22 protein-coding genes are annotated in these 20,603 nt (G+C 33.2%); 6 read left to right on the top strand and 16 right to left on the bottom strand.

The features are described from left to right. The first annotated feature begins 123 nt into the window (after window positions 1–123). Window positions 124–1,161 carry a quinone-dependent dihydroorotate dehydrogenase gene (locus FDY99_RS08955; RefSeq protein ID WP_139420835.1) on the top strand — a complete coding sequence of 346 codons (1,038 nt, stop codon included), beginning with the start codon at window positions 124–126 and terminating at the stop codon, window positions 1,159–1,161. Window positions 1,162–1,189: 28 nt separating this feature from the next. On the opposite strand, the gene FDY99_RS08950 is transcribed toward FDY99_RS08955, so the two are convergent. Continuing rightward, entirely contained in the window at window positions 1,190–2,074 is an 885-nt protein-coding gene (locus FDY99_RS08950; protein ID WP_139420833.1) for a hypothetical protein, read from the bottom strand. Between the two features lie 27 nt (window positions 2,075–2,101). Next, on the bottom strand, window positions 2,102–3,346 hold the full coding sequence (locus tag FDY99_RS08945) for a DUF445 domain-containing protein (RefSeq protein WP_139420831.1): 1,245 nt from the start codon (window positions 3,344–3,346) through the stop codon (window positions 2,102–2,104). Between the two features lie 207 nt (window positions 3,347–3,553). Between FDY99_RS08945 and msrB the strand changes: the two genes are divergently transcribed. After that, window positions 3,554–3,997 carry a peptide-methionine (R)-S-oxide reductase MsrB gene (gene msrB / locus FDY99_RS08940; protein ID WP_102979715.1) on the top strand — a complete coding sequence of 148 codons (444 nt, stop codon included), beginning with the start codon at window positions 3,554–3,556 and terminating at the stop codon, window positions 3,995–3,997. A gap of 111 nt (window positions 3,998–4,108) precedes the next feature. Beyond that, the gene (locus FDY99_RS08935) at window positions 4,109–4,870 is read left to right on the top strand and encodes a murein L,D-transpeptidase catalytic domain family protein (protein ID WP_139420830.1); all 762 of its coding nucleotides are present in this window, start codon (window positions 4,109–4,111) and stop codon (window positions 4,868–4,870) included. A gap of 205 nt (window positions 4,871–5,075) precedes the next feature. On the opposite strand, the gene fabF is transcribed toward FDY99_RS08935, so the two are convergent. The 9 genes from fabF to FDY99_RS08890 form a co-directional block, all read right to left on the bottom strand. Then, window positions 5,076–6,317, bottom strand: coding sequence for a beta-ketoacyl-ACP synthase II (gene fabF / locus FDY99_RS08930; protein WP_139420828.1), 1,242 nt, complete (start codon window positions 6,315–6,317; stop codon window positions 5,076–5,078). 83 nt (window positions 6,318–6,400) lie between these two features. Further along, entirely contained in the window at window positions 6,401–6,826 is a 426-nt protein-coding gene (locus FDY99_RS08925; protein ID WP_074230800.1) for a PaaI family thioesterase, read from the bottom strand. A gap of 10 nt (window positions 6,827–6,836) precedes the next feature. Beyond that, window positions 6,837–7,442, bottom strand: coding sequence for a TetR/AcrR family transcriptional regulator (locus FDY99_RS08920; protein ID WP_139420826.1), 606 nt, complete (start codon window positions 7,440–7,442; stop codon window positions 6,837–6,839). Window positions 7,443–7,642: 200 nt separating this feature from the next. Further along, entirely contained in the window at window positions 7,643–8,062 is a 420-nt protein-coding gene (locus FDY99_RS08915; protein ID WP_139420824.1) for an OsmC family protein, read from the bottom strand. Between the two features lie 150 nt (window positions 8,063–8,212). Next, window positions 8,213–10,906 carry a TonB-dependent receptor domain-containing protein gene (locus FDY99_RS08910; RefSeq protein WP_185148721.1) on the bottom strand — a complete coding sequence of 898 codons (2,694 nt, stop codon included), beginning with the start codon at window positions 10,904–10,906 and terminating at the stop codon, window positions 8,213–8,215. Between the two features lie 106 nt (window positions 10,907–11,012). Further along, on the bottom strand, window positions 11,013–11,339 hold the full coding sequence (locus FDY99_RS08905; RefSeq protein WP_228418728.1) for a hypothetical protein: 327 nt from the start codon (window positions 11,337–11,339) through the stop codon (window positions 11,013–11,015). Window positions 11,340–11,397: 58 nt separating this feature from the next. Further along, window positions 11,398–12,009, bottom strand: coding sequence for a hypothetical protein (locus FDY99_RS08900; RefSeq protein ID WP_139420822.1), 612 nt, complete (start codon window positions 12,007–12,009; stop codon window positions 11,398–11,400). Between the two features lie 164 nt (window positions 12,010–12,173). After that, the gene (locus FDY99_RS08895; RefSeq protein WP_074230805.1) at window positions 12,174–12,860 is read right to left on the bottom strand and encodes a response regulator transcription factor; all 687 of its coding nucleotides are present in this window, start codon (window positions 12,858–12,860) and stop codon (window positions 12,174–12,176) included. A gap of 36 nt (window positions 12,861–12,896) precedes the next feature. Then, the gene (locus FDY99_RS08890) at window positions 12,897–14,444 is read right to left on the bottom strand and encodes a sensor histidine kinase (protein WP_139420820.1); all 1,548 of its coding nucleotides are present in this window, start codon (window positions 14,442–14,444) and stop codon (window positions 12,897–12,899) included. Window positions 14,445–14,625: 181 nt separating this feature from the next. On the opposite strand from FDY99_RS08890, the gene FDY99_RS08885 reads away from it, so the two are divergent. Continuing rightward, window positions 14,626–15,123, top strand: a complete 498-nt coding sequence (locus FDY99_RS08885) for an SRPBCC family protein (protein ID WP_139420818.1) — start codon at window positions 14,626–14,628, stop codon at window positions 15,121–15,123. Between the two features lie 144 nt (window positions 15,124–15,267). Here FDY99_RS08885 and FDY99_RS08880 read toward each other — a convergent pair whose 3' ends face one another. From FDY99_RS08880 to FDY99_RS08860, 5 genes are all read right to left on the bottom strand, one after another. Next, complete coding sequence (locus FDY99_RS08880; RefSeq protein ID WP_066676445.1) at window positions 15,268–15,609, bottom strand: hypothetical protein; 342 nt, start codon at window positions 15,607–15,609, stop codon at window positions 15,268–15,270. A 47-nt stretch (window positions 15,610–15,656) separates the two neighbouring features. Then, window positions 15,657–15,839, bottom strand: coding sequence for a hypothetical protein (locus FDY99_RS08875; protein WP_139420816.1), 183 nt, complete (start codon window positions 15,837–15,839; stop codon window positions 15,657–15,659). A 36-nt stretch (window positions 15,840–15,875) separates the two neighbouring features. After that, window positions 15,876–17,918 carry a S9 family peptidase gene (locus tag FDY99_RS08870; protein WP_139420814.1) on the bottom strand — a complete coding sequence of 681 codons (2,043 nt, stop codon included), beginning with the start codon at window positions 17,916–17,918 and terminating at the stop codon, window positions 15,876–15,878. A 90-nt stretch (window positions 17,919–18,008) separates the two neighbouring features. Next, the gene (locus tag FDY99_RS08865) at window positions 18,009–18,749 is read right to left on the bottom strand and encodes a uroporphyrinogen-III synthase (protein ID WP_074231235.1); all 741 of its coding nucleotides are present in this window, start codon (window positions 18,747–18,749) and stop codon (window positions 18,009–18,011) included. Window positions 18,750–18,761: 12 nt separating this feature from the next. Next, the gene (locus FDY99_RS08860; protein ID WP_139420812.1) at window positions 18,762–19,430 is read right to left on the bottom strand and encodes a DUF4271 domain-containing protein; all 669 of its coding nucleotides are present in this window, start codon (window positions 19,428–19,430) and stop codon (window positions 18,762–18,764) included. A 75-nt stretch (window positions 19,431–19,505) separates the two neighbouring features. Here FDY99_RS08860 and FDY99_RS08855 point away from each other — a divergent pair, with 75 nt between their 5' ends. Together FDY99_RS08855 and FDY99_RS08850 are read left to right on the top strand one after the other, a co-directional pair. Next, entirely contained in the window at window positions 19,506–20,222 is a 717-nt protein-coding gene (locus FDY99_RS08855; protein WP_074231237.1) for a polyprenol monophosphomannose synthase, read from the top strand. Then, on the top strand, window positions 20,219–20,593 hold the full coding sequence (locus tag FDY99_RS08850) for a DUF4296 domain-containing protein (protein WP_139420809.1): 375 nt from the start codon (window positions 20,219–20,221) through the stop codon (window positions 20,591–20,593). The genes FDY99_RS08855 and FDY99_RS08850 overlap by 4 nt, the downstream gene beginning before the upstream one ends. The last annotated feature ends 10 nt before the right edge of the window (window positions 20,594–20,603 follow it).

The raw sequence follows: 20,603 nt of genomic DNA, 5'->3' as shown, positions 1-20,603 counted from the left end.
TTAATTGTCTATTCGTGCAAAATATTTGTGTTTAAAAGAATCAATAACCCTTATTCAAATAAAATATCACACATCAAGAATTCATTCAATTTAAAATGAGTATTTTTGTAAAACTTTTTTTCAATGTACAAATCGCTCATTCGTCCGATTCTTTTCAAATTTGATCCCGAAGAAGTGCATCACTTTACTTTTTCGATGCTTAAAAATTTTGGATTTCTAACCAAATTATTCTTACCAAAACCTATTGTTGACAAGCGTCTGGAAAGAGAAGTTTTCGGATTAAAATTCAAAAATCCAGTTGGTTTAGCTGCAGGTTTTGATAAAAATGCTGTTTTGTTCAACGAATTGGGAGATTTAGGTTTCGGATTTGTAGAAATTGGAACGGTAACTCCAAAAGCCCAGACTGGAAATCCTAAGAAAAGATTGTTCCGTTTGATTGAAGATGGTGGAATTATCAACAGAATGGGTTTCAACAATGACGGTCTGGAAGCTGCTATTCAAAAATTGAAAGGCAATAAAGGAAAAATCATCATCGGCGGAAACATCGGAAAAAATACCAACACAACGCCTGAAAATTACACTCAGGATTACTTAGATTGTTTCGAAGGTCTTCATCCTTATGTAGATTATTTTGTACTGAATGTGAGTTGCCCGAACGTGGGAAGCCACGCAAAACTGGAAGATGTAGAATATCTGAGAGAATTGATTACTGCTGTTAAGGGAATCAATCAAACTAAAGTAAATCCTAAACCGATTCTTTTAAAAATCGCTCCGGATTTAAATAATCAACAATTAGATGAAATTATCGAACTGATTGCAGAAACAAAAATTGATGGAATTGTGGTTTCAAACACATCAGTCAACAGAGAAGGTCTGAAAACTTCGCCTGAAGTTTTAGCCGAAATCGGAAACGGAGGACTTAGTGGAAAGCCAATTCGTGAGAGAAGCACAAAAATGATCAAATATCTTTCAGATAAAAGCAATCGTGCATTCCCAATTATCGGAGTTGGCGGAATTCACTCTGCGAAAGATGCGATTGAAAAATTAGATGCAGGAGCAAGTTTGGTGCAGTTATATACAGGATTTATCTATGAAGGTCCGCAATTGATCAACGATATTAATCAGGAACTTTTGACCAGAGCGAGTCGAATTTCGAGATAAATTAAAAGAGAGTTTTACACTCTCTTTTTTATTTTGACTTTCTAATAGACGCATTTTTTACATCAACCGTAAATATATAAGCAGATGTAGATTCCGTTTTGTTTACTTTAAAAGTTAATGTTTTTCTGTCTTTGGATTTTGTTTCTTTCGTATCATATATGTTTTCAAGACAGCTTTCTGTGGGAAATTCTTCATAGTTTTTGTAATTCCAGTCTTTGGTAAAGTACAAAACGCGATACCCTTTTTCACCTTCACCTGCCCCGCATCTTCCGCACGCATTGAAATTTGATGATTCTTCAAAATACAATAAAACACGATTTCCATTTTCTCCCGAAGCGTAAGAAATTAATTGATTGCCTCCATGTTTATTAATAAAGTCAAAAGTGTTAATCTTTTTATTGTTGGGTAAAATCAGGTAATTATTATAACGGTAAATCATATCGTTGCCGGTGAATAATTTTGCTGGTTGAGTTTTTCCATTCAAATAAAAGTTACCCAAAAGAGGATTTTCTTTATCGTTTTGCTCAAAAAGAATAGATTCTTTAGGATGCAAAACTTCTGCAGTTTTTGCAGTTTTCTCTACTTTTTGAGGTGAAGTAACGCTATCTCTGAAACTTTTAGAATTCTGCTTTTGCTTAGTGCCAAAATTATACAAAGACAATTTTCCATAATCGTAAATGCCTGTCAAAGGAATTTTTTTTTGATATTTATCGTAATAATACCATCCGTCTACAAAATATTGATAGAGGCTGCAATCGACAATTCCTGCAAAATAAAGTTGCATGGTGATGGGAACTCCTGCAATTTCTCCTTTGAAAATCTGAGATGAATCTGTTATTTTTTTTAATTCAACTTTCTGGCAGAGAAAAAGTGTTAAACTTAAAGAAAATAAGAACGTTAAAAGTTTTTTCATGGTTGGGTGAGCATAGTTTTTAGTTGATTAGAGGAAGAAATGTGAGATCGTATAAATGATCAAACCAACCAATCCACCAACTAAAGTTCCGTTCACACGGATAAATTGCAGATCTTTTCCAACTTCCAGTTCCAGTTTTTCGCTGAGTTCTTTTCCTTGCCAGTTTCCGACGGTTGAGCTGATGAGGTTTCCGGCTTGATGGCTATTTTTAAGGATATATTTATAAGCGGTTACTCTTACCCAATGATCGATTTTATTCTGAAGATTTTCATCAGTTTTCAGATTTTGAGAAAACTCATTCAGGTTTTTTGTGATGTATTTTTTTAATGAAGATGCTTCTTCCTGCAGTTCTGTGCTCAATGTTTTTTTGATGGAAAGCCAAATGTCATTGGAATATTCTTCCAGCTTATCATTTTTAAGGAAGTCATTTTTAATGGTTTTAAATTCATCATTCCATTTTGGGTCTTCTTTTAAATCATTAGAAAATTCGTAGATTTTTTTTGTAATTAAACCTCTGATTTCGTGATTTGGATCTTCTTCCACTTCTCTGAAGAAATCTGAAAGTCCACTCGCAATTTTTTCAGCAATTTTATTATCAACAAATGATGGAATAAAAGAGTAACTACCTTTTTTTACCCTTTCCTGAATCATTCCGTCATTTTCAATAAGATATTCTTTAATCTGCTTCGAAAGATTAGTGACGATTTTCTGATGGTCATTTTTATCTAAAAGATAGATAATGCCATTTCCTAAAATTTTATTAAGCTGAATATCGTCGGTCATTTCACTCACTTTTTTGCTGATAAAATGACTTACTTCAGAATCATCCAATTTATTGAGAATATCAAGAACAATATCCGAAAGATTTTTAATTAAAGCTTCCTGATTTCTTTCTTTTGTGAGCCATTCCCCAACAAAATTTGAAATTTTAATTTTCTGAATATAAGGACGAATTGTTTTTGGAGAAAGGAAATTAGAAACCACAAAACTCCCCAGATTATCACCTAGTTTTTCTTTACTGTTTTCAATCAGATTGGTGTGTGGAATCGGAAGACCCAAAGGATGGCGGAAAAGCGCCGTTACAGCAAACCAATCTGCTAAAGCACCAACCATTGCTGCTTCAGAAAATGCACGAACATAACCAATCCAGTGAGAATCGTGAGTCTTTTGTAAAATTGTAGTAACAATGAAAATAATCGCCATCAAAACAAAAAGTCCTGTGGCAAAAGCTTTATATTTTCTGAGCTGTTTTCTTTTGGCTTCATCATTCATATTCTCAAATTTAGTAAATTTGGTTGTAATTCTTTTACCACAAAAGTCACAAAAGAATTTAAGCTTAATACTATTTTAGAAAAGTACACATCAATGTTTACAGCCTGTGAGCTTGTCATTTCTAAGAATCAAAACTTTAAGAAAAAAAGCTTTTGCGACTTTTGTGGTTAGATTTTACATTAATTTCTAATATTTAAAATAAATTCTATGCAAAACGAAGCAAAAAACAATCCATATTATTCAAGAACAGATACTGCAAAACTGAATGTCTCTAATGACGAATGGTTTAAAATTCTTTCTCCAGATTTATACGCTATTGCAAGAGAAGCGGCAACAGAAAGACCATTTACCGGAACGTACAATGAGTTTGATGAACTGGGAGAATATTATTGTGCGGTTTGTGGAAATCACCTTTTCCGTTCTAACCAGAAATTTATGAGCAGCTGCGGTTGGCCAAGTTTTTTTGAAGCCGATAAAAATGGAGTAGGATACAATCGCGATTCTTCTCATGGTATGGAAAGAATTGAAGTGGTTTGCAAAAGATGTGATTCTCATTTAGGTCATGTATTTAATGACGGACCGGCTCCAACAGGGACAAGATACTGCATGAATTCTATAAGTTTAGAGTTTGTTCCAGATTCTGAGAATTAATCTCTGAGAGTTAAAGTTTCTTAAATTGAGTTAAACTTTTTTCATTTTAACTCATTGATAATTATGATTTTATAAATTTGTACCCGGAATTTTAATTTAACATAATATTTAATGAAAGGATTTTATAGCTTATTAGGCATTGTGTACATGGTAACGACTTCTTTTTATGTTTCTCCAAAAAATGAGAATGTAAAGAATGAAAATACCAACACAAAAAAAATAGAAACTGCAGTTGAAATTAAATCTAAAAAAAGCACAAATGAAATGAGTTCTTCTGAAGAACTTTACAATTCTATCTTATTCGAATCTGATCATAAACTCAATTTTGATGTTTTTTCTAAAGCTATTTTAGGATTTAATAATCTTAAAAAGGCTGGGAAACTGGATGAAAATGCACACTTATTAACAGTTTGTGATTTTTCAATGTCATCAAATACCAAAAGACTTTGGGTGATTGATATGAACGAGAAAAAAGTTCTTTTCAATTCTTTGGTTGCTCACGGGAAAAATACAGGGGAAGAATTTGCCACCAATTTTTCTAACACAGAAAGCTCTCTTCAAAGCAGTATGGGTTTCTACATAACAGAATCTACCTACAATGGAGATAATGGATATTCTTTAAAACTTTTAGGAATGGATAAAGGATATAATGATGCAGCTTACAGAAGAGCTGTTGTAATGCATGGAGCAGATTATGTAAGTGAAGAGTTTGCTGCAGCACACAAAAGAATCGGAAGAAGTTGGGGTTGTCCTGCAATTCCGAGAGCATTAACGGAGCCGATAATTAATACAATAAAAGGTAAAAATTGTCTTTTTATTTATTATCCTGATCAGAATTATCTTTCTTCATCAGAATGGTTGAAAGAAGCATAAAACAAAAGCAGTCAAAAAAAATGGCTGCTTTTTTATTTGCATTAAAATTGATTCTAATTTTTCCAATGTAATGTCATTCTGATGAAGATAGAATCGATTAAATTGTGAATCTTAAAAATTTTTTCTCTCGCAGATTTTACAGATGACGCAGATTTTTTATAAATAATTATCTGCTAAATTAGCATAATCTGCGAGAGAATACAATTTAAGAAAACTTCTTAAACACTAAAGTCGCATTATGTCCTCCAAAACCAAAGGCGTTACTTAATGCAAATTGAATATTTTTTTCTTTTGCTTCACCAAAAACAATATTTACATCTTTTGGAATATTTTCATCAATCTTATGAAGGTTAATTGTTGGCGGAATAATTCCTTTTTCAATAGCTTTAATCGAAAGAATAGCTTCTGCTGCTCCTGCCGCTCCCAACAAATGACCAGTCATTGATTTTGTGGCACTTAAATCTAGATTTTTACTTCCCTTAAATAATTTGCTGATTCCTTTTAGCTCAACCAAATCTCCAAGTGGAGTAGAGGTTGCATGTGGATTCAGATAATCAATATCTCCAATGTTTGCTCCTGCTTCATGTAATGCCAATTGCATTGCTTTTATTGCGCCAACTCCATCAGGATGAGGTGCGGTCATGTGATAGGCATCTGCAGTCATTGCGGCTCCTACTAATTCTGCGTAGATTTTTGCTCCTCTTGCTTTTGCGTGTTCATATTCTTCCAAAACCAAAGCTCCGGCTCCTTCTCCCATTACAAAACCATCTCGTTCTTCATCATAAGGTCGGCTTGCTGTAGCAAAATCATCATTTCTTGTAGACATGGCTTTCATTACAGAAAATCCACCAATTGAAGCGGGAGTAATCGCCGCTTCAGAACCTCCACTAATGATTACTTTGGCTTTTCCTAAACGGATATAGTTGAAAGCATCCATTAAAGCTGTATTTCCTGTTGCACAAGCTGAAATCGTTGTGTAATTGATTCCCTGAAGACCAAACTTCATAGAAATCATTCCCGAAGCCATATTGGCAATAAATTTTGGAACAAAGAAAGGGTTGAATCTCGGATTCTGATCATTGGCTGCAAAATTCATCACTTCGCTTTCAAAAGTCCACATTCCGCCTTGTCCGGTTCCCCAGATTACGCCTGTATCAAACGGATCCATTGTTTCAAATTCTAATCCTGAATCTTTAATCGCTTCTGCAGATGAATACATTGCGTATTGTGAAAACAAATCACTTCTTTTTATTTCATTGTGATTTAAATATACTTTTGGATCAAAGTTTTTTACTTCACATGCAAAGTGTACTTTAAATTTTTCGGTATCGAAATGAGTGATTTTGTTTGCTCCACTCACTCCGTTGATGCTGTTTTGCCAGAATTCTTCAACATTATTTCCTAAAGGCGTTACTGCGCCTAATCCTGTAATGACAACTCTTTTCATAGGTGGTCGTTTATATTTTTAAGTCATTTAAAATCACAATTTTTACTGTTTATAAAAGATATTCAGTAATGATGATTTTATTTTTAGTTATTAATTTTAAATAGATTTGAGGTTCCTCTTGCGATGAGTCTTGTTTTGTCTGCATTCCAAATCTCACATTGCGCATTCACAAATTGTTTTCCTCTTTTAATGATTTTTGTTTCAGCTACAATAGTATCATTTTCTTTTGCCGTTGAAAAATAATCGATGCTGTTATTTACAGTTACAATAAAGTTTTTTTCATTTAAAGAAAACATCGTTGCCCCAATAATATCGTCCATAATTGCTGCCGTTACTCCGCCGTGCATATTTCCCATCGGGTTTAGCCATTCTTCTCTTACGGTATACTGAAATTCAATTTGACCTTCTTCAGCCGAAATAACCACAGGATTCAGCCATCTCATAAAAGGAGAAGGAGATGCGGTAAATTCTTTTCCGACAAATGATTTTAATGCCTGTAATTTATCCATACCATTTATTTTATAAAGGATTCTTTTTAATTTCTTGGTCGATGAGTATTAAAATTCTGTCTAAAGCAAGATTTAAATGTTTCTCGTCGCCTGTTGTTTTTGAAAGCAAAATTCCGCCTTCAATAAGAATAATGAAGAGCGAAGCGTATTGTTCCGGATCTATTTCCTGACTGAACTCATTATTGGTTTGGCCGGTTTTAATAATTTTAGAAATGTTTTCTGTCCAGTCTTGAAAAGATAATTTTACCTGATTGTTCAGTGCGGGGAAAGTGTCATCAGATTCTGTTGCTGCATTCATTAGAGGACAACCGCCATGTAGAAAAACCAATTGCCAGTTTTTTCGGTAAAAAGATACAAAAGCGTATAGTTTATCAGACATTGTCGGAAATTCTTCGCTGAATGATCTCATTAAACTTTTTTTGAGAATTCCCGAATTGTATTTATAAACTTCAAGAGATACTTCGTCTTTATTTTCAAAATTTCCGTAGATGCTGCCTTTGGTAAGGCCGGTTGCTTCAGTAATGTCGGATAAAGACGTAGCTGTATAACCTTTGGTATTAAACAAAGTTGCCGTTTTCTCGATAATGAATTGTTTTGTCTTTTCTGCTTTTGACATCTTCAAAAATCAACGTACAAATATACGTAAATATACCGAATGGTATATTTTATTTTGAAAATTAAAATTTAATTGCTGAATTTATTGAAATTTAAAACTAAAACTTGAGGTTTTGGCTAAAGCCAATTGATTTTGTTTTAAACTGAAAAACGGGCTAAAGCCCGTTCCTATTGATGATAATTCCTATTTTATCTTTGTAATTAGTTTTCCAAAGTAGCATTCAAGCTAATCTCAAAACTGAAAGCCTGACTGACAGGACAACCTTCTTCAGCGATCTTCGCATACTTTTGAAAATCTTCTTCAGAAATTCCAGGGATTTTAGCGGTTAATGTCAATTCAGATTTTGTGATTTTCCCTGCTGCAGGATCTAATGTGATTACTGATTTTGTAGTTAATTCTTCTGGAGTAAAACCGGCTTGAGTCAATTCTGCACTCAGTTTCATGGTGAAACATCCTGCATGAGCTGCAGCCAATAATTCTTCAGGATTGGTTCCAACTCCATCTTCGAAACGACTTCCGAAAGAATATTGAGTTTGATCTAAAGTGGTGCTTTGTGTTGTTAAATGTCCTTTTCCTTCTTTTACGGTGCCGTTCCAAACGGCTGTTGCGTTACGTTTCATATTAAAATTTTTGATGTTTAAATTTAACATAAAGATACAAAAAAGCATGATTTCATAATCATTAAATTATCGAAACCATGCCTTTTTAATTTGAGAATTTGAAAATGAGATAATTTGGAAATTACACAAACCTCCCAATCTCAGTTTACATTAAAATGTTACATCAAACCCAACGTAAAAGTTAGCTTTCATAATGGGTGCGTAAACCATTCCGCCATCAAAATAATTTCCGAAAGGATTTCTAAAATCCATAATCGCATTTTCTTGGTGATAAGAAGTTAGGTTTTCACCTCCTAAATAAGCTCTTAATTTTTTATTGAAATTTCTAGAGATTTGTGCATTCAAAACTGCATAAGATTCAGAATACATCGGTAATTGAAATTCTGTCGGATTGGTAGAAGTATTTGGAAGTCTTTGTTTTCCAACCCAATTCAATGTCGTATCAAAACTCCAGAATCCTTCGTTTTTATTTTTGTTGGTAGCATAAGCAAGGTTTACAAAACCTCTGTGTTTTGCCATAAAAGGAACTTCACGTCTTCCGTCTAAATAATCTGCCTGAACATCATAATATTTGTATGCCAATCTTACATCAAAGTTTTTGAAAGGAGTAAAATCCCACTGTGTTTGGAATGAGTTGGCAAAAGATTTTCCATCAAGATTATAGAACGTCAATTGCTGAGGTGAACGGTCAAGATCTACTAAAACCTGATCTTGGAAATCTGTTCTGAAAAAATCGGCAACAATAGTAGATTTTTTACCGAAAATTTTAAACTCCTGTTGTAAACTTACCCCGTAATTCCAAGCAATTTCCGGTCTTAAACCATAAATGTCTCCGCCGTTTTGTAAAATCTGAATATTTCTGTTTGATGCAAAATATTGCTGGCTTTCTGCAAAAACATTCGCTGTTCTGAAACCTCTTCCCGCAGAAAGCCTAAAAATAGTTTGCGGAGTAAAATCATATTTGAAATTCAATCTCGGTGTAAACTGTGTTCCTGCCAAGTTGTGAAAATCTGCTCTTGTACCTGCAACCAAAGTATATTTTAAGCCCGTTAAAGTATATTCAGCAAAAACTCCCGGAACAATTTCGTTTCTTTTAAAGTTATCAACTAAATAATTTTCTTCATAACCATCGTATAAGAAACTCGCTCCGGCTTTGTATTTATGATTGGTATTTCCTAAAATACTTTCAAAAATCAAATTAGAATAATAAGTGTGTTGCTGTCCTGAATAATTTCTCAAACCGAAAAAGCTGTCTTGCTGATGATACACATATTGATTCATCCAACCTAAGCTTTGATAAGGTTTTCCTTTAAAAACATACCCCGTTTTATTCCAAACCTGAAATCTCGAAATGTCAATTCCAACACCGTAAAGTGATTGCTCACTTTGAGGAAGTTTTTTATCAAATCCTATTTGTCCTGCAGTTCGTTCGTCTTTAATGAAATTAATTCCGAAATGTGACCCAAAACCAGAACGCTCCAAGTCGTTATAATTCAATAAATAAGCTGCATTGATCTGAGTTCCTTTCGGACGGTCAAGAAAATTGTCATCATTCATATCGGTGTCTCCAAAAGTTCCGTTTCCATGAAGGAGAAAAGTTTGAGACCATTTATCATTAATCGCTGCTACGTGCGTAACGTTTGCTTCAGCTCTTCCGTTGAAATCGGCAAAAAGGTTTAATGAAGTTTCAGGTGTTTTAGAATTCTTAATAAGTTCTGTGTTGATTTGCCCGGTAATACTTTCGTAACCGTTGGTTACAGTGCTTCCTCCTTTTGTGAGCTGAATGCTTTCGATCCATCTTCCCGGAATGAAATTCAATCCGTAAGCGGAAGCCAAACCTCTGATTTCCGGTAATAATTCTTTCGTTAAACTCGTATATTTTTGGTCTAAACCTAACATTTTAAGCTGTTTCGTTCCCGTTACAGCGTTACTGAAAGAAACATCAACAGTTGCGTTCGTTTCAAAACTTTCAGACAAATTACAACAAGCTGCTTTTAAAAGCTCTTTAGAATCGATATTAAATACCAAGCTAGCTTCTTTTTTACTGATAGAAGTTGCTGCTTTTGAGGCAGTAATGGTTACTCCTTCTATGTTTTTTTCACCGGTTGAATGAGAACTGTGATTAGAAATTTCTGTGTTGGCTTGTTTTTCTGCAAATTCCTTTTCTGTTTCGTTATAGTGTACCTTTTCGTTTTTTTCTCCAAACTCGATATCACGGTCGTAAAGACAACATCCCGGAAGTTTTTTGTAAACATCATCAGTTGTTTTGTACTTCTCATTATCATGACCTACTTCTGCAATTTTTTTAAGAATTTGATCGGCAGATGTTTTAGAAGAATCAAAGTTTAACGTTACTGTTTGTTTTTCAGCGCTCCATTCTGCGGAATTTGCTCCGGCAGATTTTGCTGCTTTTTCTATTCTGGCTTTACAAGATTCGCAATTTCCTTTCACGAAAAATTCGTTTTCACCTTTAGAGTGATTGTGATTTTCTACGTTCGAATTTTCCGTTTTTAAATCTCTGTCGTAATGACAACATCCCGGAAGTTTCTCATATGTTTCATCAGGAGCTTTGAATTTTTCATTGTCATGACCAGCTTCTGCGACTTTTTTTAGAACGTCTTCGGGTGAAACTTTTTCTGAAGTTTCGATGGTAAGGATTTGTGAATCTATTGAATATTGTGCTGATTTTGCACCTGCTTTTTTGGCAGTTGTTTCTATTCTTTCTTTGCACATTTCGCAGTTTCCTTTTACCTTAAACTGATTTTTAGAAAGATTTTGAGCTGATACAAATGTTGCGAATAGTAAGAATGCGCCAAGGATTACCTTGGTAAAATATAATTTCATTTTGTTTAAAATTTAGATTAATAGAATTTAATGTAACAATTTAACAATGTAGAAGTATAACAATCATTGGTAAATTGTTTGAATGATACATTGTTACATTTTTAAATTAACCTAGTTTAGGCGGTTGCCAGATTTCTTTTAAACCGTTTGAAATATAAGGATCAGCGTACTGAACCTGAATTTTTGAGATTGTTTTGAATGAGGGAATTCCCCAAGTATTGTTTTTCGCAAAATTATTTTCTACGAAAGTGTTGCAGGTCATGCAAGAAGAGCAACAATCATCATTACATGATTTATGTTTGCTTTTACCGTCTTTAGAATTATGGTTGTCGTGGCTTTTTTCACAACACGACATTTTAGATTCAGATTTGCAACAATTTTCCTTTGAAGCCTGAGCATAAAAATTATCTTTAGGAATTAAAAAAATTCCCAAACAAAAGATAATTAATAATAGCTGAATCGGTTTCACAGTGCAAATTTACAAAAAATAATTAAAGTGGTGCACCTACTTGTTTTGCGCAGTCATGCCAAGGTTGGCCATGCGCAGGATTATTTTTTGGTTTTGGTCCTGTATTGGCAACTACCGGTTGCGGAGTTGGAACTGGTTGCGGAGCTTGTACAGGAGTAGTATTCTGAGCTGTAGGTTTACTATTCAAAGGTTGTCCAACAGCAATATCACATCTATGACCAGGTTCTCCGTGTGGAGGATTCATTCCTGGAGCAGTTTTTACAGGTTGACTATTTTGAGTAGGCTTTACAGAATTTGGATCAATCTGAATAGTGTTGTTACCATTTACCTGAACTGCTTGAGGTGTGGCATTTTGAGCTGCAGGAGCGCTGTTTAAAGGTTGACCAACAGGTATTTCACATCTGTGACCTGGTTGTCCATGAGGAGGATTCATTCCTGAAGCAGTAACCATTGTAGATCCACTGGAAGTTTTTATTCCTGCCTGATCAATTAAAGAAGGTTTTGGAGTATTATTCATTGCAACATTGGGTTGCTGAGTTCCATTTTCATCTTTTAAATATGTTGGTTTTTCGTCTTTTTTACATGAAACAGCAATTAAAGAAGTTGCCAAAAGCCCAAAAAGTAAATTTTTCATAATTAGATTTCTATTTTTCCTGACAATGGTTTTTGAATTTTTGTATTTACTTTTATTCAAAGTTTAGAATTTTACATCAAAAATTGCCCTGAAAAACAAAATTAGCAAAACATTTTGAATTGTTTTGCTAATTTGAATTTTTATGTTGCTATTTTAACGTTCGGTTAGTTCTTAACCAAAAGTCTGAAACCTTCACCATGTACGTTGATGATTTCTAAACCTTCATCGTCTTTCAGCAATTTTCTAAGTTTGGCAATATAAACGTCCATACTTCTTGCTGTAAAATAGTTTTCTTTTTTCCAGATTTTTCTCAATGCCAAATCTCTAGGCATAAAGTCGTTTCTGTGAAGACAAAGTAATTTTAAAAGTTCATTTTCTTTAGGCGAAAGTTTGTATTCGTTATCGCCAACTCTCAATTGTCTCAACATAGAATCAAAGAAAATATTGCTTATTTTAAATTGCTCCTGCTCTTCGTTTTCCAATGTAGAGCTTCTCTGAAGAATCGCTTTAATTTTATATAAAAGCAATTCAGTATCAAATGGTTTTGTGATGTAATCATCTGCTCCCAACTGATATCCTTTCAAAATATCTTCTCTCATGTTTCTTGCGGTCAAGAAAATGATCGGTGTATTTTTATCAATCTTTTTTACATCTTCAGCTAATGAAAAACCGTCTTTTTTAGGCATCATTACGTCGAAAATACAAATGTCAAATTCGCTCTCTGTAAACTCTTTTAGACCTTGTTCGCCATCTACGGCAAGGGTAACCTCAAAATTGTTTATTGTAAGATAATCTTTCAGTACTGCACCAAAACTCTGATCGTCTTCTACTAATAATATCCTGTTGCTCATATGTTTTTATATTTTATTATTTGTTTAAATTATTTTTTATGCCATTGGAAGTTTAATGATAAACTTACTTCCCATATCTTTTTCTGATTCTACAATGATTACTCCTTTATGAAGTTCTACAATTTTTTTTACGTAAGAAAGTCCCAAACCTTGTCCTTTTACATTATGAATATTTCCAGTTTCTTCTCTGAAGAATTTTTCGAAAATTTTGGTCTTATTGTGGGTTTCCATTCCCATTCCTTTGTCTGAAATTTCCAACACGTACCAAAGTCCTTCGTTTTTAGTTTTAATACTGATTTCAGGAGCTTCCGGAGAATATTTGTTGGCGTTGTCTAAAAGATTCACCAGCATATTTGAAATATGGAATTCATCAATTTTAAAATTATAATGAGTTGCATTAAATTCTTGAGTAAGCTTTCCGTTTCTCTGCTGAATAATCAGATTAAATGATTCTGTTGTCTTCTTAATTAATTCTCTTACATTGGTTTCTTTTAGGAATAATTCTACTTCATTTCGTTCTAATTTAGACATGTTCAGAACGTTTTCAACCTGCTTTTTCATCCTCAGATTTTCCTGTTTAATAAGGTTTGAGTAATATTTTACCTTATCAGGATTGGTTGCAATTTTATCATTCGCCAAAGAATCTGTAGCTACAGAAATTGTTGCAAGTGGTGTTTTGAATTCGTGCGACATGTTATTGATGAAATCCGTTTTTACTTCTGCCAGTTTTTTCTGCCTCATCATATAATTAATTGAAATAATATAAATTCCCAAAATCGTCAGAAGAGAAAGGAAAGTTCCCAAAAGCATCGGCCAGTTATTCATTGCCAAAGAATATTCTTTTTTAGGAAAAACCAATGCTAATGTATATAAAGTACGATCTTTGGTATCGGTAAATAAAGGATAAGAGTAAGAATTAGCATCTTTTTTCTCTTTAAAAACTTTGTTTACAATATTGGTTAGTTTATTGTTTTTATCTGAAACTCCGTACCCAAAATCGGCAGTAATCCCTTTCATTCTAAGCTCTTTTGTAATCACAGAGTCCAAAATTTTGGGATCAACTCTTTTATTGATTGGTAAATTGTTTCCGTTTACTTTTAAAAATTCTTTAAAATTATAATCTCCGGTTGCAATGTCATTATTAATTTCGGAGGTGAGCAATTCTCGCTGCGAAGTATCCCTTTTGACGGTGTATGCTGCATCATCGGTATACATTTTCGTAAGAAGAAGCGAGTCTCCTCTTTTTGAAAGTGGAAGTTGTTGCGTCTCAATAATATTTCTGTAGTAAACAATCGATTTTTGAGTTCCGGAATCCTGAGTTTGCTGAATTGTGGTAAGAGAAGGCTTTTTGCTGTTTGCTTTTACATTGTCCCTTAAATTTGCATAATTCTCATTAAAAAGCTTATCTACTTCAATTTCTGCTACATTTTTTGAAGTATTTTCCAAAGCGGAATAAACTTTGTTAGAAAACTCTTGTTCTAATGCAACGTAATAATTTTTAAGCCAATAAAACTGCAGCGTGACAAATACAATAAGAGATATTGTCATAAAAACCGAGATTATCGGGATGAATTTGTTATTCATTGCATTGGAAAATTAAAGTTGTGAATGTTAAAATTACTCATTTTAAGATTTGATAAACAAAAAATGCGCCAAAATATTGTTTATTTTTTCTTAAAAATAAAGCTTTTAACATTTTATTATAAATTTTGTGTAGATTTCTTAAAGAAACTTGTGATAATTATTAACCAAAATCAAAATAACTATGAGCTCAAAAATTGTTTTTAATCAAGATTTTCATACAAAAAGCATTTATGTGATGAAGGTCTATTCTGCTGAAGTATCGGAAGTATGGGAGTATTTTACAAAATCTGAATTGCTGGATTTGTGGTGGGCTCCAAAACCCTGGAAATGTGAAACCGAGAAATTAAATTTTGAAGAAGGTGGCGTTTGGCTATATTCGATGAACGGACCAGAAGGAGAGAAAATATTTTCTCTTGTGAAATACGGAGAGATTAATGAACATCGGAGTTTTGATGGAATTGATGCGTTTTGTGATGCAAACGGAAATGTTGATGCAAGATTTCCACAAACTCAATGGCTGATTGGTTTTACAGGAACTGATGAAGGAACAAAGGTTTCTGTGAATATCCATTTTCAATCGGAGGATGATATGAAAAAACAATTGGAAATGGGATTTGAAGAAGGTTTTAAAATGGGTTTAAACCAGTTGGAAGAGATTTTTAATAATTTGAAAAGTTGAGAATGTATTGATTTGAAAATTATTTTTTTTATTCGAATGAAAACTTCTCGATATGATTTTTCAAAATTTACTTAAAGTAACGATGTGTAAAAAACAAAATGGAAAGTAAAACTTACTTTCCATTTTTATATAATTAATCAATTTTCAAATTAATTCTTCATCCTGAAAATACTGAATAATAGCTTTTTTCATCAGGATTTGTTGTTCGTTCGGTTTCAGTTCCGGAAGTTTTTCCGTCTCCTCAAAATGGGGATAACCGTCGTCGTCGTAATGTGAAAACTTAAAATACCCGAAAGGTTCCAGCAAACGGCAAACTGCAATGTGAAGGATATTTAGTTTATCGTCTTTGGTATATTTTTGTTGTCCGCTTCCTAATTCCTGTATGCCGATTAAGAATAAATAGGTCTCAATCGGAGCGTTTTTTTCGGTATCAAAATTTTCAATAAAAAATTGTTCTATTTTTTGCCAAATTTCACTTTCTGTCATAATATATGGTCTGTATTCATTCAGTTTTTAGAATGATACATTTTTATTTAGAGATTATTTTGTTCTTCTTTTTTCTTTAAATCTTCTTCTTTTGCCATTTTTAGAAGTTCGGCAAGTTTTTCTTCCTGTTTAAATTTTAAAATCTCCCTCTTTTCATTTCTAACGATTCTTTCTCTTTGGATAAGATAGTAAATGACAGTAATCGTAATCATTATTATAATTAATATCATATTATTATAATTTGAGTTTAATTGAAAGTTTAAAATTTACATACCGTCAATCTTTAGAAGAAATGCATATTCCAGCGCATCTTCTTTTAATGATTCAAATCTTCCGCTTGCGCCACCATGTCCCGAGCTCATGTCGGTTTTAAAAATTAAAAGATTATTGTCCGTTTTTAATTCTCTCAGTTTTGCTGTCCATTTTGCCGGCTCCCAATATTGTACCTGAGAATCGTGGAAACCAGTCGTAATCAATGTGTGCGGATAATCTTTTGCTTCAACATTATCATATGGCGAATATTCTTTCATATAATGATAATATTCTTCGTCATTCGGATTTCCCCATTCGTCATATTCTCCGGTTGTCAGAGGAATGGTTTCGTCCAACATCGTAGAAACTACATCCACAAAAGGAACTTGTGCTACAATTCCGTTGAATAGAGTAGGTTCGTAATTCATCACAGCTCCCACTAATAATCCTCCTGCGCTTCCGCCCATTGCATACAAATGCTTTGAAGAAGTGTAATTTTTTTTAATTAAATGCTTCCCGGCATCAATAAAATCGAAGAATGTATTTTTCTTAAACAGCATTTTTCCATCTTCATACCATTCTCTTCCTAAATATTCTCCACCACGAATATGAGCGATTGCATAAATAAATCCTCTGTCTAAAATTGATAGCCTCACATTTGAAAAACTTGCATCAACAGTGTGACCATAACTTCCGTAACCGTACAAAAGAACCGGAGTTTCAGCAGATTTTTTAGTGTCTTTATGATAAACTAAAGAAATCGGAATTTGTTCTTCGCCATCTCTTGAGTCTGCCCAGATTCTTTCAGAAATATAATTTTCAGGGAAAAATTTTCCACCCAACACTTCTTGTTGTTTCAGAAGTTTGGTGGTTTTATCTTTTAAATTATATTCGTAAGTCGAGTTTGGCTGTGTTAAAGAAGTGTAGCCATAACGCAGAACTTCTGTATCAAATTCTAGATTTGTTCCTATATATGCGGTGTATGTAGGATCTGAAAAAGGTAAATAATATGATTCCTGAGTTTTTTCGTCGATGATTTTTATCTGAAGCAAGCCCTCTTCTCTTTCTTCAAGAATGAGATAATTTTTAAAAATTTCAAATCCTTCCAGTAAGACTTCTTCACGGTGCGGAATAACATCTACCCAGTTTTCCATTCCGCAATTGTCGATTTTCGCTTTTACAATTTTAAAATTGGTAGAATCATCTGCATTGGTAATGATGTAAAACTCGTCTTCATAATGTTCTACCGAATATTCCAGATCATCAATTCTTGGCTGAATAACTTTCCATTCTGCAAAAACATTATTTGCCGGAATAAAATGATGCTCATCTGAAATCGTACTCGAGCTCGCCATGAAAATATATTCCATAGACTTTGTCTTGAAAACATTCACATCAAAAGTTTCGTCTTCTTCATGGAAAATTAAAACATCTTCAGAAGTGTCGGTTCCTAATTTATGTCTGTAAACTTTATAAGCTCTTAAACTTTCATCTTTTATGATGTAAAAAACATGTTCGTTATCATTTGCCCAAACTGCTTTTCCTGTAGTATTTTCAATTTTATCAGAAAGAATTTCATTGGTTTTTAAATCTTTAAAATTTAAAGTATAAATTCTTCTCCCAACATTGTCTGATGAAAATGATGCTAATTTGTTATTCGGGCTTACCGCAACATTGGCAACTTCAAAAAAATCTTCTCCTTCTGCAAGAATGTTAACATCGAGAACAATTTCTTCTTCGTTTTCGAGAGTTTTATATTTACGGCAGAAAATCGGGTACTCTTTTCCTTCTTCATAGCGCACGATATACCAATATTGATTAAAGAAATAAGGCAAAGATTCATCATCTTTTTTATAACGGGCTTTCATTTCCTGAAAAAGCTCTTCCTGAAATTCCTCAGAATCTTTCATTATAAAGTCTGCATAGGCATTTTCTTCTTCAAGATATTGTATAACTTCGGGATTTTCTTTTTCATTCAGCCAGAAATAGTTGTCAATTCTTCTGTCACCGTGTATTTCGAGTACTTTTTCTATTTTTTTTGCCGTGGGAGCTTTCATTAATGTTAATTCTTGTTCAAATTTAATTAAAAAAAAACCATCTTTTCTTTTTATCGAAAAGACGGCTGTTTTGTATCAAATATTTTAAAACTATTTGTGTAGGCTTTTGATGTATTTTTCAAGAGCCATAGTCATAGAAGGCGTTTCTTTTGTTGGAGCCATTAAGTCTATTTTTAAACCTGCATCTTCTGCTGCCGCTGAAGTAGTAGGTCCGAAAACTCCTATTTTGGTATCTTCCTGTTTGAAATCGGGGAAGTTTTGCTGTAGAGATTTTATTCCTTGCGGACTGAAGAAAATCAACATGTCATAATCGTTAATGTTGATATCTGTTAAATCACTGCAAACCGTTCTGTACATTATCGCTCTCGTCCATTCAATGTTGGCCGCATCCAAAGTTTTTGGAATATCCGGACTCAAAACATCCGAAGAAGGCAATAAGTATTTTTCGGAAGGAAACTTCTTGAAAAGTGGTAAAAGATCTGCAAAGTTTTTCTCACCAAAACTGATCTTTCTTTTCCTGTATACAATATGCTTCTGTAAATAATTGGCAATCGCCTCAGACTGACAAATATATCGCATTGTGTCTGGTACGGCAAACCTTAATTCTTCAGCAAGTCTGAAATAGTGGTCTATCGCATTTTTACTGGTAAAAATAATACCAGTATGTTGCGTAAGATCAATCTTTTGTGTTCTCAGTTCTTTATTGTCTACTCCTGCGACGTGGATAAAAGGGCGGAAGTCAATCTTTATTTTTTCCTTCTTTGCAATTTCCAAATATGGAGAAGACTCACTAGGCGCTGGTTGAGAAACCAATATTGACTTTATTCTCATCATGTACTTTTATTAAATAAATAATAACTTCCAAAGCATCAACAGCGGTGCAATTTGGAGGGTGCAAATATACAAAAATTTATAATACCATTTCTGGGGTAAGATGTTGTTTCTGTGAAACAAATAGAAAAACACCTTGAAAATGAAGACAAAAGAGAAAAAATAAATATAATAAATAAATGCGCTATTTCTGTCTATCGGGAAATAGTAGTGGGTTACACACAAAATAATCAGTAAAACTGACAGGATGAAGTGAAATTTTGTGGAGGTAAAATAAAAAATACTCCATTTTTTGCCGTCACCTATCGCTTGGTAAAATAAAAAGCCCAATGCTGTTCTGATGAAATAAAAAAGTGAAATAATTATTAAAGTATATCCTATTTTATTAAGTTGATAGCCGAAAGGCTGAAAGTCGGCAATATATTTTGGGATAATCGGGACATATTGAGAAACCAGAACACTTAAACTTAAAGCAGTAACAAGCGATGTAATGATCCAACTTGGAAGATTATTACTGGAGTCATAATATTTCTGCAGCAGAAAATCTTTAAGATTGGCTTCACGCTCTATCACATTCATCATAAAAATGTACAGAAAAAGGCAGCCGATAAGGATAAAAACTACCCAATCATTATTTTCAGGTATTCTTACTTCGTTTTTGAAAGTTTGTAATAATGGCAAAGGAAATTTTTTGCAAAATTATAGATTATTTTGTATAAAATAAAAAACTTAAATAAACTATCTTTGCAAATTGAAATGAAAAAACTCGTCATAATTCCGACCTATAACGAAAAGGAGAATATAGAAAATATAATTTCCGCTGTTTTTGCATTGGAAGAAGAGTTTCACGTCTTGGTCGTAGACGATTCTTCGCCAGATAAAACGGCAGACATCGTAAAAGAACTTCAAAAAAAGTTTCCTCATACGCTTCATCTTTCCATAAGACATATTAAAGATGGCTTAGGAAAGGCATATATTCATGGTTTTAAATGGGCACTTCAAAATAATTATGATTACATTTTTGAGATGGATGCCGATTTTTCTCATGACCCGAAAGATTTACCGAAACTTTTTGAAGCCTGCAAAAATGCAGATATGGCAGTCGGTTCACGTTATTCTAAAGGAGTAAATGTTGTGAATTGGCCAATGGGAAGAGTTTTGCTTTCTTATTTTGCTTCAAAATATGTAAGATTTATTTTAGGCCTTCCAATTCATGATACAACGGCAGGTTTTGTATGTTTTTCAAGAAAAGTTTTAGAAGAAATAGGTTTAGATAATGTAAGATTGAAAGGGTATGGCTTTCAGATTGAAATGAAATTCAGAGCTTTTAAAAAAGGTTTCAAAATTGTAGAAGTTCCGATTATTTTTACCAACAGAATTTTGGGTGAAAGTAAAATGAATGGCGGAATTATACATGAAGCGGTTTTTGGTGTTTTAAATTTAAAATGGAAATCAATTATTAACAGGTTATGAAAAAGCTGATTTTCTTTTTTGTTTTATTGAGTTTATTTTCATGTAATGAATATATAGATAAGCCGAAAAATCTTGTTGGGAAAACCAAGATGGCAGAAATTATTGCTGATTTGGCGATTAATGATCAGGTTATCTATTTGTATCCCAAAACAAATTTAGAAAGCGGAACAAGATTTATTCTAAAAAATCATGAAGTTAAGAACGAAGATTTTCTTGAAAGCTACCGTTATTATATTGTAAAGCAAAAAATGAAGGGGATTGTGGAAGATGCCCAGAAAATTATTATAGAAAAAGACCCGAAGTCTGAAAAGAAAATAAAAGGTAGTATTCAATTGAAAGATACAGAACTACCAAAACCGGAAAGACAATAATGAAGTAATG

The sequence above is a fragment of the Chryseobacterium mulctrae genome, assembly GCF_006175945.1.
Taxonomy (GTDB): domain Bacteria; phylum Bacteroidota; class Bacteroidia; order Flavobacteriales; family Weeksellaceae; genus Chryseobacterium; species Chryseobacterium mulctrae.
This window is presented reverse-complemented; position numbering and strand designations above follow the sequence as displayed.

Coding starts and splice junctions, on each gene's coding strand:
- FDY99_RS08955 (WP_139420835.1), top strand. CDS start 124: ATGTACAAATCGCTCATTCGTCCGATTCTTTTCAAATTTGATCCCGAA.
- FDY99_RS08950 (WP_139420833.1), bottom strand. CDS start 2,074: ATGAAAAAACTTTTAACGTTCTTATTTTCTTTAAGTTTAACACTTTTT.
- FDY99_RS08945 (WP_139420831.1), bottom strand. CDS start 3,346: ATGAATGATGAAGCCAAAAGAAAACAGCTCAGAAAATATAAAGCTTTT.
- msrB (WP_102979715.1), top strand. CDS start 3,554: ATGCAAAACGAAGCAAAAAACAATCCATATTATTCAAGAACAGATACT.
- FDY99_RS08935 (WP_139420830.1), top strand. CDS start 4,109: ATGAAAGGATTTTATAGCTTATTAGGCATTGTGTACATGGTAACGACT.
- fabF (WP_139420828.1), bottom strand. CDS start 6,317: ATGAAAAGAGTTGTCATTACAGGATTAGGCGCAGTAACGCCTTTAGGA.
- FDY99_RS08925 (WP_074230800.1), bottom strand. CDS start 6,826: ATGGATAAATTACAGGCATTAAAATCATTTGTCGGAAAAGAATTTACC.
- FDY99_RS08920 (WP_139420826.1), bottom strand. CDS start 7,442: ATGTCAAAAGCAGAAAAGACAAAACAATTCATTATCGAGAAAACGGCA.
- FDY99_RS08915 (WP_139420824.1), bottom strand. CDS start 8,062: ATGAAACGTAACGCAACAGCCGTTTGGAACGGCACCGTAAAAGAAGGA.
- FDY99_RS08910 (WP_185148721.1), bottom strand. CDS start 10,906: ATGAAATTATATTTTACCAAGGTAATCCTTGGCGCATTCTTACTATTC.
- FDY99_RS08900 (WP_139420822.1), bottom strand. CDS start 12,009: ATGAAAAATTTACTTTTTGGGCTTTTGGCAACTTCTTTAATTGCTGTT.
- FDY99_RS08895 (WP_074230805.1), bottom strand. CDS start 12,860: ATGAGCAACAGGATATTATTAGTAGAAGACGATCAGAGTTTTGGTGCA.
- FDY99_RS08890 (WP_139420820.1), bottom strand. CDS start 14,444: ATGAATAACAAATTCATCCCGATAATCTCGGTTTTTATGACAATATCT.
- FDY99_RS08885 (WP_139420818.1), top strand. CDS start 14,626: ATGAGCTCAAAAATTGTTTTTAATCAAGATTTTCATACAAAAAGCATT.
- FDY99_RS08880 (WP_066676445.1), bottom strand. CDS start 15,609: ATGACAGAAAGTGAAATTTGGCAAAAAATAGAACAATTTTTTATTGAA.
- FDY99_RS08875 (WP_139420816.1), bottom strand. CDS start 15,839: ATGATATTAATTATAATAATGATTACGATTACTGTCATTTACTATCTT.
- FDY99_RS08870 (WP_139420814.1), bottom strand. CDS start 17,918: ATGAAAGCTCCCACGGCAAAAAAAATAGAAAAAGTACTCGAAATACAC.
- FDY99_RS08865 (WP_074231235.1), bottom strand. CDS start 18,749: ATGAGAATAAAGTCAATATTGGTTTCTCAACCAGCGCCTAGTGAGTCT.
- FDY99_RS08855 (WP_074231237.1), top strand. CDS start 19,506: ATGAAAAAACTCGTCATAATTCCGACCTATAACGAAAAGGAGAATATA.
- FDY99_RS08850 (WP_139420809.1), top strand. CDS start 20,219: ATGAAAAAGCTGATTTTCTTTTTTGTTTTATTGAGTTTATTTTCATGT.